This window comes from Phyllobacterium sp. YR531 (assembly GCF_000282595.1).
Classification (GTDB): Bacteria; Pseudomonadota; Alphaproteobacteria; order Rhizobiales; family Rhizobiaceae; genus Phyllobacterium.
Genome location: NZ_AKIZ01000020.1, coordinates 52,745 through 63,782, shown reverse-complemented (window position 1 = coordinate 63,782; position 11,038 = coordinate 52,745). Strand labels below are relative to the sequence as shown.

Below are 11,038 nucleotides of genomic sequence, written 5' to 3'. Positions count from 1 at the left end.
TATCTACCAAGACGCGCTTCGATGACCGCCCGTCTTTCCCCACCAATCAATAGCCAGACGCAAAAAGCGGGCGTGGCAAGGGATCACCACAACCGCGTTCTTTGAAAATAAAGTACTATTAGCTGGCTGCCACTTTCTGCACGCTCAGTCGCTCCAGGGTTGAGACTGCCCAGTCCCAATCCGGCGCAAGTTCTGTACCCCTTGTCGCCGCTTCGGTTGCTTTGGACCTGTCGCCGTTGACCTCGTGCAATTGCGACCGCAGCATGTAGATTTCTGCGCGCTGGCGGGCATGGAAAAGAGTTTCCAGCAAACGGTCCGTTGCAATCAGACCCTGCTCGGGATTGGTTTTTGTATGAACCCGCAGATTGGCAAGCTTGAGCAAAGGCCATGTCCATTCCGGCTTTGCATCGGATGCACGAACGAAAGCTTCAGCAGCTTCTTCAATATTCTCAAGAGCCTCATGACAGCGGCCAAGCAATTGCCATGCATCGGCAGAATCAGCGCGACGCGCCAGATAATCTCTCGTAATCTCTATGCATTCTGCGTGTTTTTGTTGCCGGAAAAGAACCTGTGCAAGTTGATAGTTCCACCAATCAACGCTGCTATCCAGTTCCAACGCCTTACGAAGCTGTTCTTCCGCCTGATCCGGCTGTTCAAGCCGCATCAGAGTCAGCGCCAACTGGTGCCGCGCGCGCGCATTCCATGGCTCAGCAGCCACAGAGCGTTCTGCATAGACTTTGGCATCATCAAGTCGTTCACCCAAACGGGAAAGTTCGGTCGAAATCAGATAGTGAGCTTCGGGATTATCCGGATGATGCTTCTTCAGGTCTCCTACCAGTTCTGCACTAACCGGCTTGCCACCATGGGCCAGAACCAAAGCCTCATAGATCGGGCGCACAGGAAGCACATCGTGCGAAACCTGCATTGTCTGTTTTGTCGCCTCCAAAAGATCATCCCGTGACAAAAGCTTCAGTTTCGAGCGAACGACCGATGCATAGCTGAAATGCGGCGTATCCACAGGTGGATCGATGAGAAAACGCTCGACAAACTCGGAAAGAACAACATCAGGTTTGTAGGCTTCAATCAATTCCCGGTCGAACGACTTGCCGTAAATATAGACCAGCGTGCTGAAGCTTTCTTTCAGAAATGGCAGAAGATTTCCGCCAAAGGAATCTCCGAACATCACGCAACGGGGCAATGTCGTGTCTTTATTGGTGAAAACCCTGATCCGGCCACGATTGGGAATGCGGTTGTCGAAAGAAAGTTTACCGGCAGCGCTCGCTATTCGTGCCGAGAGGGTAGGGGCTGAAACAGGTGGTTCAAATTTCACCCCAAGGTCGCCGACATAAGAGACTTCCTCGAAAGACACCCTTGATGGATCGATCTGCAATGGCTCGATACCGTTCTGCGAAAGGCCTTTGCAAAATTCCTGATACCCAATATAGGCCCCGAACCCGCTCCAATGCGTATCGGTCTTGGGATAGGTCAGCCCCGTGGATTTACCGGCACGAATTGCCTCAAGCGGATAGACTATTTTGGAAGCCCGGCGTGGGCCGATTGCCGCCATGATCTGATGGAGAGGCCTTATGTCGGCAATCTCTACCCACTCAGGCAATTGCTCGGAATAAACCAACTCTTTGTTCGGTGCCACGAAAACCAGATGTTGCGCACCCAGCGAGGAAACATAGGCGTCGCGCTCGACGATCAACTTGCGCCAGGCTTCTACGCCTTTCTGATCGAGAATATGCCGCCCGGTAATCTGGTCGATGACGCGATTGGAATCGTGATCCAGAAATATCCATCCATCCTTGCCCAACAGATATTTCTTGCTTTTATCGGCGCGCGACGTTGACGTAAAATCATCGGTCATGAACATCTCCTGACTTGCAATTCTTGCCATTCGGTATTTTGAAAAACACGAATATTCCTGATTGAGGTCGCAGCTCCGTCGACATCACCATCATCTTTGCCGGCGAAGGACGCCACGGCATTGCTGAACAACAATTGTGCCGGGGTGTGCGCGAAATCATTGGCGGCCTCGAAAATCTTCTTCCCGTCAAAATAAAACTGGAAACGGTCTTCGCTCCATAACATGCCGTAACGATGAAACTCGTCAGCCAGCTTCAATCGGGGACGATAGCTTTTTGAAAGAACCTTCTTTTCCGGCAGCCACTGCCGCGCGGTCACATGAACCAGGTTTGGAAACTTCGCCTCAACAACATCCAGTTCGAAACGCTTGTCTCCCTCGCTTTCCGGGACGGAGGTCAGCCAGAAGGCATTGTTGACACCTGCTTCATTGGCTATCTTCATTTCGCACTCGAAATAGCCGTAGCGCTGACGAAAATCCTTTGTGCGAACATAGCCACCAGCAAAGGGTCTGTTGCCGCGTGGATTGTTCGTATTACGCCCCAGCTTCAGTGACAGACCCGCTCCGGATATGGTGACGTTTTCCGGGCGGCGGACAGACTTTGTTTCACCGCCCGCGTCGCTCACCCTTATCCAACGCTGATCGAACCCGGTGTTGTCGGTGAAGTCGTCTGTAAAAGATAATTGCCACTCTCCGGCTGCCCGCCGCAAAACAGCGGGTGTTTCCGGACACAGGGCGCGGGCAAGAGCTGGCCGGGCAAGCAGTCCAGCCGAAGCAACTCCGAACCCGGCAAGGGTCAGGAAGGAGCGTCGGCTGAGCAGTGCGCGGCCTTCACTCATTCAGCAGCGACCTTTGCAGCCGGCGCCTCCTTTATGGCCCGCAAGCTGGTTTCGAGATTCCAGGCACGGTTACGCAGCACTTCCACTTCGCCGGTCATGAAATCGATCTCGCTGCGGAACCAGGAAACGGCTTCGTGAATATTGTGCGGAACCTGCACCAGATTAGGCACTGACTGCGGCTTGTCTGCTGGTGCTGCCACGGGCTTTGGCAGCACATGGTTGAGCTTATTCTCCGTCAGGAAGCGGTGGTATTCCGCAAAGTTCTGACGGTAAATGTGCTGAACCTTCGTGAAGTCAGCTTTCTCAAGCAGCTTCTCCAGGTTGATCGGCAGGTAATCTTCGATCTCGATTGAAGGGATGGCAAACAGTGAAGAGAGTTCGCGAATGCGCGAGTCATAGGTAAAGAAGATTGCCGGGATACCCTGATGAAGGGCAATGACATTTCCATGCAGTCGGAACCCGACCATGACATCGACATTCGCTGCAGCATCGGCTGCCCATTCATCAATATCGAAGAATGCGCTCATGCGATTGTTGAGCATCTCTTCGGCTTCAGCGTGGCCGAGCAGACCAAACTTGGTCAGGATCGCTTTAACATTGTCCTGCTTTTCCTTACCGGACGAGAAAATCGCCAGTGTCTCTTCCCGTTCACCCTGTGAATAAAGCTTGCTGGATGGGCGTTTGGCAACTGCATCGATCAAAGCCCGCTGCATGCGATTGGTCTTGGTCGCGTTGCTGGCATAATCGGCGGAGAGATACTTGTTCAGTGTAAGGCCGATGCGCGCCTTTTCAGGATCAATCGACCTGATGGTAATCGAGGGACGCAGCGAACGGTAAAAGCTCGGGCAGCCAATGACGCGGACATTCTTGATGCCAAGATCGTTGAAAATCTCCGCGCTGTAGAAGCCGCGAACACCGATGGTTTCGCACTTGTCTGCAATGATCTTCCAAGCCTCAACTGTGCCTTTGGGAACATTGAGTTTCTTGTATTTGCCGGCTTGCGCACCAACACCTATGGCAACAACAGGTCCCTTCAACTTCTTGAGCAAGGGCACGACATGACCAAGGTCAACCGTCTCGGTCAGATAATTGGAGCCACGAACGACCGTGGCTTCATAGCTATCGTCCTGCGGCCAAAGCTTTTCGTTTCCCGCATGGGAAAATTGCACGTTCCTGATTTCATCATAAGCGAGTGCCTTGAGCGTGGCGTCATAGACGAGAACGTCGCCCGTATTGATCCCGCCTTTGTTGAAGGCCGCAAGCGGATCTTCAAACTTGAGATAAGCGGCCTTATTGCCAGGCTTAACAGCAGCACCACCATTCAGAACGAAAAGTTTCTTCATCGCTAGTTCCTCAAATTATTCATATTGGCTGACCCGGCAGCAGCAATCTGCAGCGGCCTGATTTCGGTAATTTCATTGTGATCTTCGTGATCTTCATCGATTGTTTCGACTTCAAAGCGCGGCACCCGGCTTGGAGATACTGGAACAGCGTTTTGCTCTGCGGATTTCAAGGCTGGTTCGTCAGACTGGGGGAGACGATCCGGAAACCAGCTTCTCAATTGTTTAACGAGTGGGATAACGCTTTCTTCCCAGGCGAGAGACCCGCCGCGGACTGCTGCCGCGTCGGAAAGGCGCTTTAGAGCGTCAGGGTCCGCTGCCAAGGCTGAGAGCGCTTCTGTCAATTCATGGGTGATTACCGTGTCATCTTCCGACCGGATCAGAAGTCCGTCTACAGCATGGTCAATCAATTCATCAACAGCACCGACTGCAGTTGCAATTGGAACACAACCGAGCCGTTGAGCTTCGATGATCGTCAGGGGCGCTCCCTCCCAGCGGGAAGGCAAAACAACGACATCTGCCCAAGCAAATGCTTTGTTGAGGTGACGGCTCGAAAATACCGGGGGCTCAACCTGAACACCAATCTCGGCGAACCGCTCTTTCCACGATCCTCCGGCCCCGGCATCCATCACGTCGCTGCCGATGATTTTCCAGTCGACCGGTTCTCCGCGCTCGCGCAGATCCCGGACCGAAGAAAACAGGCGCTCAATGCCCTTCTGGGCATCCAATCGACCAAGGAAAAGCACATTGAGCTTTTCCTTTTGTGATTTGGAGCGGCGAGCAGTCAACATGGCTTCGCGTTCTTTTGCAGCTAGCGCATAGCTTGCAGCGTTCTGAATATGCATGAGCTTCGCCACTGGCACGCCCATACCGTGCAGCCACTCAACCATATCATTGGAACAGGTAAGAATGGCGTCATAAACATGTTCAAAAGCAAGCGTGAGATATGGGTGGCCCGCATCCCGGCCCATTCTCGATTTATCCAGCACGTGAACGTAATTCAGAACTTTAACGCCGCGTCGACGCAGATCCCCAAGTAGCGCATTAACTGGCGCCACCTGATTGTTGATGACGACATCGAGCCCCGCAAGAAAGCCCATGACCTGTTCGGCCTTTGCGGCTTCATCATGCCCCATCATCAGATCGTGTCCGGCAAATTTGTTGGGCCCGCCCCAAAGCGGATAATCGTCAGACAGAAAATTGACCGTCTTGAACAGCCCGTCATTTTCCGGAACACGATTGTACACGGCTTTACCAAACAGAAAGAGGTGCACTTCACATCCAGCATTCTTGAGTGCTTGGGCCACCGCATAGGCAACCTTTTCCACGCCTCCAAAACTCGCAATGGGCAGCAGGAAACCGACGCGCAGAGGGTTCGCCGCTTGCGGGAGTCGTGGCATCACGGGCTTCGCACCAACTGCATGCCGTAACAGTTCAAAATAACGGCTCCGATTGGGGAAATATACAGATCGCCACAACCAGCGGTTTCTGGTCTTAGAACGATATCCTGAGTCCCGTAGAGCACCCAGCGTTGCAAGAAGCGCATTTGTCGAAGACAGGGCGGTGCTTTGCATTTCACGCGCTGTAAACGGACCACTCACAACAATTTCCACAACCCTTGGCGAAGGGACAGGTTTGTGCAGCGAACGAATCCAATCATCAGAGGCATCGTCGGCACAGGTTGAGAAAATATCGAATGTACACATCCAGCCGAAGGGCTTGTCATTCAGCTCTTCTGTATCGCCGATAGTGCGAATGTCGATTCCCATTCTGGCATTATTCCGCTCGAAACGGATCGCTACGAAATGGTGTTTCTCGGCAATGCGTTCACCAAGCCAAAGCAGATTATGAATTAGTCCGAGCCGCGTCAGCGCTTCGCGATGTGCAGCTGTCATCCATAGCATGAAGGGTGGTACGCCGAAGGTTTCAGGCTCTGTCTTGGCCGCCCAAAACCGTGTTACAAAATCTTCAAGACTGCATTTAGCGTGCTCGACAGTGGGGTCGGTAAACATATCGACCGCATAAGCACCCATGCCAATTGCTGCATATCGCGGAGCCTCCTGATGCTCCCACGTCAACAAGGTCTCGGTGGCGAAAAGCTTTTTGTGCTTTTGGCGAATATAGGTGAGGATGCCTTCGCGCGTGCGATTTGAATCGCGAAGCATGCTTTCAGCACGCTGACGATATTCAAATCCAAAGAAAGGGTAGTTTGCGCCGAGAAAGCCCCGACCTATAGCCTGAAGCCAGAAATCCCAATCCTCGAATCCCGAGGTCATGCTTTCGTCGAAGCGAATGCCTGCATCGAGCAAACGTCTGGAAACAAGACTGCCTGCCTCGCAAATATTATCGAAAGTCAGATGCAGAAGTCGGGAATACTGTGTCGTGTAATTACCATTCCATTCAATGCCGAACTTATCAATATTGGGATAAATCCAGTCAACCTTGTCATCCGCTTTCATGAATGCGAGAATGTCACGCAAAGCTGTCGGGGTAATGCGATTATCCGCATCCAGGAAATAAACAGCTTCGATCTCATCGAAATTACGCAATGCGAATTCGATGCCGTAATTACGAGCCGAGCTCAAGCCGCCATTCGCTTTGCGCAGATAAAAGACGTTCGCATGCGCCAAGGCGTAGGTGCGACCGATTTCGCCCGTCTCGGGATAAGGGCAGCCATCGTCAATTATCAGTACCGCAATATCGAAAGGTGCTTCCTGAATGAGAGCCGATTCGATTGCTTCCGCCAACAATACTGAATGCTTGTAGGCCGGAATAATTACGGCAACCTTAGGCGTAAAATGCGACCCCCGTGCATCATCGGAAGGCAATTGCGTCACCATTTGATCGCGTAGACGGTTTATCTGGTCCAGCATGAGGATTACCCGTTGACCATAAGGCTGACATTACGGAATTTGGCCCAGGCAAAACTGTTGTTGCCAGGTGTTTTCATCCGTGTTGCGAAGTAGATATTTTGCCAGACACCAATCTGGTCGTTTATGAAAGCGCTAATCCGTTTATCGTCGCCGGGAGTAATACTGGCCCATCCGGAAAAGCCTTCACCGTTTTCAACAGATCGCTCTTCTGAGAAAAGCTGCCGCGCATGATCGAGGTTTGCAGCAATAACAATGGCAAAATCAACCTCTTGTGACTCGTCATTGTCAACGACAACATCCGATGAAAGCCGCAAAATCTTCGGAGGACATGCTGCTGGAATCTGGCCGATCGTCATGCCGACTGCCGGTGGATGGCAACCGACCGCTTTTTCTTCAGGTAAAGGCAAAATAGCGGCGAACTCGAAAGCAATCTCGTCCGTATTGGCGAGCGTGGCAAGATCGAGAATCCCCGACGCTATTGGCATTTCTCTGAAGCCGCCTTCACGGGCTTTTTCTGACTGTGCAGGAAGATAATTTGCCCAACTGGGTAGAATAACGCCCGGCATGCCACACCAGATTTGCATAGCGAGACTGTTCTTCAGCAGCGGCCCGTCATTGCCTGCGTCGCGAACCTGAAACATCTCCAGCGGCTGAAGCCCACCGAGCGACAGCAACGGCAACTCATCATCAGCACCTTCAACCTGCAATCGCAAATTTAACGTGCGTCTCAAGCCTGCCAACGTTCTTGAAAGACCAAGATAATTCCAGCCATGCTTGAGTTTTGACAACGGAATAACCCAACTCTCAACGATGGACATATCTTCCAGCGTAACAAGTTGAGCATTCAAAGTAGCTTCTCCACGATGGGACAAGCGGTCCAAGTGAATTGCAATTGCGCTGACGCCTGCGCTTGCAACGGGAAGAACCTGCGAAATCCCATCGTAGGATGCATCTGCAAGCACATTTGAACGCGATGAGCTTTGTACAGGCTCATTGGAAAAAGCGAGCTCAAAAGGCTGCATCCCTTTCCTGTCAATAAAGCTTTCGACCGTTGCAAAACGGTTCTGCAAATTATCGTTCAAGGTCCTTAACGCCAACAGTTCCCGATTGGACTTAACCATTCGACGCGCATCGGATGCCAGAAGACCTGCCAGCTTCCTGATGAGAACACCCGCAGTTTCAACTTCCTTGCCCGCACGCCACTCTACTATTACTGGCTCTTCAATCGTCCCACGATCTTTTAACCAGTCGAGTAGTCGCTTTTCACGCCCTTTATGAGCTGGATTGAGAAGGACCGCGAGAATGCAAAGTGGTGCTTCAAAAACCTCTGTTTTATTTCCAGCAGCATCTGAAAATACGGCAGCGTCATCTTTTACACCTTCGAAGCCCAGAATTTTCACGGCGTTCGATATTCCTGCCGGCAGATCATCATGATCAATGCCCAAGCGCAAAAGGATCGGTTCCTTTAATAGATCAATATTCTTCGAAGATTTCGTAGCCGGCGAAAGCTTGTACGAAGTCTGAATCGTCATATTCTGGACCCTTGATCGATTGATGTAGCGGAGTTTTAATTTCTATACATATAAAATGGCAACTTCATGAAGCTTGTCACATATTTCTATTGCAGTGCAACAATAAAATTATTTCAACTGTTTGATACTATTCTATTATCAATATCATATTATTATTGCGACAACTTATATCCATTATAGAATGACTTTAATTCAAATTTTTAAATATCCATTATTGGACGTGAGACCGCATAATCCCGGCAGTATCTGCCGGGATACCAATTTCGTTTTCCGAAGTTGATGGTTTCAGACGGCGACGCGTTCCTGCTGCTCGCGGCGGATCGCCTGCAATTGCCGCTCCCATGCAAGTGCATCTCCAACGATCAAGTCGAGGTCGGCACGTTTCGGCGTGAACTTGAATTCGTTTCTCACACGCTCATTTCCCGCAACCAAGATCGCAGGGTCGCCAGCACGGCGAGGGGCTGTTTTAACAGTGAAATCAACACCCGAAACGCGTTTTACAGCGTCGATGATTTCGAGCACCGAGTAACCATATCCGTAGCCGCAATTTGCAGCAGTGCTTTTTCCACCAGCCTCAAGATAATTGAGCGCACATAGATGAGCCTCCGCCAAATCGCTGACATGGATGTAGTCTCGGATGCACGTTCCATCAGCGGTCGGATAATCAGTACCGTAAACTTCAATATGAGAACGGTCACCTGTTACGGCCTGACAGGCAATCTTGATCAGATGCGTCGCACGGGGAAAGGATTGGCCTGAGCGCAGCTTGGGGTCAGCACCTGCAACGTTGAAATAGCGCAAAGCCACATAGTTGAATTCCGGATGTGCAATAGCTGCGTCACGCAGCATCCATTCTGTCATCAGTTTCGAAGTTCCATAGGGCGAGATCGGCTGATGCGGCATGCTTTCCGTGATCGGAGTGCGCTCCGGCTCCCCATAAACTGCAGCCGTCGATGAGAAAATGAAATGCTTGATGCCTTCGGCAATAGCCGTCTCCATCAATGCACGTGATTGCACCGTATTATTGCGATAATAGAAAAGCGGATCACTTACAGAATCCGGAACCACAATGGAACCGGCAAAATGCAGGATCGCGGTCACTTTGTGCTTGCGTATTGTATTGGCAACCAGTGCCTGGTCTCCAATATCACCTTGAACGAAAGGGACACCTTCAGGTACCAACCATTCGAAACCACAACTGAGGTCATCAAGAACGACCACATCTCTTCCCGCATCTTTCAGGGCGAGAACCATGTGACTGCCAATATAGCCTGCACCACCTGTAACAAGAACGGTCATTGGTAACTCCTGGGAGATTGTTTTCTAGCTTTGTTGAAGATTTGGATTTTTGCCAATTAATGAATTCTGTTTAGGCTACACGTCGGACGGAATCCGGTGCTTCCTCTTTCGTTTCAATCATCTTGTGATCGACTTTGTTCTCGTCAAGGAACCTGCGCATCTCGCCATAGGTACGGTACCAAGCGACATTATATTTATCGAACAGCGACTGGTCCCAGTAATCCTCCAATATGAATTTTTCATCATTGAAAACGTCGAAGCGGGGTATTTGATATGTCTCCGCAAATTCAACAGTGCGGCTATCGTAAGTGAAATAAATTGAAGGTATTCCGTTTGCCAAAGCCATAAGATTGCCATGCAAGCGGTAACCCAAAACAAGTTCTTTGCTCTGAACCAGATTCTCATAATCCGCAACGACATCCGAATAGAACAGTCGTTCACGATAGAGTTTTTCAATCTGATCATCGAAATACCAATCAGAAGCCCAGCGATTTGCCTTTAACGCCGCTACTGCATCATCCTTTTGTTCGTCCGTTCCAAATACAAGCTTCTTCTCTTCGATTTCACCCTGCGCCATCAAGGTCACGTCGAAGCGATTTGCCATATCTTTTATTAGAGTGCGATGAAATGTCAGGTAGCGTTCGATATTGCGGGCATAAGCGGGTGATACCTCCCGGCGCACAGTGACTCCAACGTTCCGAACCTCCTCAAGTGCCGGCAATGTGACTCTCAAAGTAGGATCATTGCGCCGGAACGCTGTGGGACATCCAACAATGCGAACATTGTCGATTCCGATGTCTTTAAGAACCTGCGCTGAATAGGCTCCGCGTACTCCAATGGAGGTCGTCGAATCCGATATAATTTTAAGAAGAGTCACGAGGTCGTCAGGCAATTGTATTTGCCCCTCAACTGGAGCCTGCGCACCAATACCCCAAGCTATAACCGGCAATCCAAGTCTTTTCAAAACCGCAATGGCATGCGGCCAACCCATGTGCTGATGGATATAGTTCGACCCCCGCAGGATGACGTAGTCGTACTCTTCCCTGAGCCGATCAATCTGATCAAAGTCCGGTACGCCTAAAGGCAGTTCGCGCAACTTTTCGAAGTTCATGAGTTTGAGCGAGGAGTCGAACACAAAAGCATCGCCAATATTGTGGTAGTGGTCGATATATTTTTGAATGTCGTTGTACTGGTACCAACGAACATTATCGTGGTCGTAAACTTCGCCTGAGGGGCTCATTACGAGTACACGTGCCATAAGGAATTCCTTCTTGTAACTTTAGAATCA

The 11,038-nt window shown here is 50.7% G+C and carries 7 protein-coding genes; all 7 read right to left on the bottom strand.

The window, feature by feature from the left end; genetic code table 11:
- Nucleotides 1-118: 118 nt before the first annotated feature.
- Nucleotides 119-1,870 carry a CDC27 family protein gene (locus tag PMI41_RS13565; protein ID WP_008125664.1) on the bottom strand — a complete coding sequence of 584 codons (1,752 nt, stop codon included), beginning with the start codon at nucleotides 1,868-1,870 and terminating at the stop codon, nucleotides 119-121.
- Nucleotides 1,867-2,706, bottom strand: coding sequence for a glycoside hydrolase family 16 protein (locus PMI41_RS13560; RefSeq protein ID WP_008125662.1), 840 nt, complete (start codon nucleotides 2,704-2,706; stop codon nucleotides 1,867-1,869). The genes PMI41_RS13565 and PMI41_RS13560 overlap by 4 nt, the downstream gene beginning before the upstream one ends.
- Nucleotides 2,703-4,049: a polysaccharide pyruvyl transferase family protein gene (locus tag PMI41_RS13555; RefSeq protein ID WP_008125661.1), complete on the bottom strand. Its 1,347-nt coding sequence runs from the start codon at nucleotides 4,047-4,049 to the stop codon at nucleotides 2,703-2,705. The genes PMI41_RS13560 and PMI41_RS13555 overlap by 4 nt, the downstream gene beginning before the upstream one ends.
- 2 nt (nucleotides 4,050-4,051) lie before the next feature.
- Nucleotides 4,052-6,919 (bottom strand): glycosyltransferase, encoded by a 2,868-nt coding sequence (locus PMI41_RS13550; RefSeq protein WP_008125660.1) that lies wholly within the window; start codon nucleotides 6,917-6,919, stop codon nucleotides 4,052-4,054.
- Nucleotides 6,920-6,924: 5 nt separating this feature from the next.
- Nucleotides 6,925-8,451, bottom strand: coding sequence for a DUF6212 domain-containing protein (locus tag PMI41_RS13545; RefSeq protein WP_008125659.1), 1,527 nt, complete (start codon nucleotides 8,449-8,451; stop codon nucleotides 6,925-6,927).
- A 285-nt stretch (nucleotides 8,452-8,736) separates the two neighbouring features.
- Nucleotides 8,737-9,750: a UDP-glucose 4-epimerase GalE gene (gene galE, locus PMI41_RS13540; RefSeq protein ID WP_008125657.1), complete on the bottom strand. Its 1,014-nt coding sequence runs from the start codon at nucleotides 9,748-9,750 to the stop codon at nucleotides 8,737-8,739.
- Between the two features lie 70 nt (nucleotides 9,751-9,820).
- A complete protein-coding gene (locus tag PMI41_RS13535; RefSeq protein WP_008125655.1) occupies nucleotides 9,821-11,008 on the bottom strand; it encodes a polysaccharide pyruvyl transferase family protein in 1,188 nt (395 codons plus the stop codon).
- Nucleotides 11,009-11,038 lie beyond the last annotated feature (30 nt).

Bases quoted from the DNA above. Each gene is read 5' to 3' on its own strand.
- PMI41_RS13565 (WP_008125664.1), bottom strand. From the start codon at position 1,870: ATGACCGATGATTTTACGTCAACGTCGCGCGCCGATAAAAGCAAGAAA.
- PMI41_RS13560 (WP_008125662.1), bottom strand. From the start codon at position 2,706: ATGAGTGAAGGCCGCGCACTGCTCAGCCGACGCTCCTTCCTGACCCTT.
- PMI41_RS13555 (WP_008125661.1), bottom strand. From the start codon at position 4,049: ATGAAGAAACTTTTCGTTCTGAATGGTGGTGCTGCTGTTAAGCCTGGC.
- PMI41_RS13550 (WP_008125660.1), bottom strand. From the start codon at position 6,919: ATGCTGGACCAGATAAACCGTCTACGCGATCAAATGGTGACGCAATTG.
- PMI41_RS13545 (WP_008125659.1), bottom strand. From the start codon at position 8,451: ATGACGATTCAGACTTCGTACAAGCTTTCGCCGGCTACGAAATCTTCG.
- galE (WP_008125657.1), bottom strand. From the start codon at position 9,750: ATGACCGTTCTTGTTACAGGTGGTGCAGGCTATATTGGCAGTCACATG.
- PMI41_RS13535 (WP_008125655.1), bottom strand. From the start codon at position 11,008: ATGGCACGTGTACTCGTAATGAGCCCCTCAGGCGAAGTTTACGACCAC.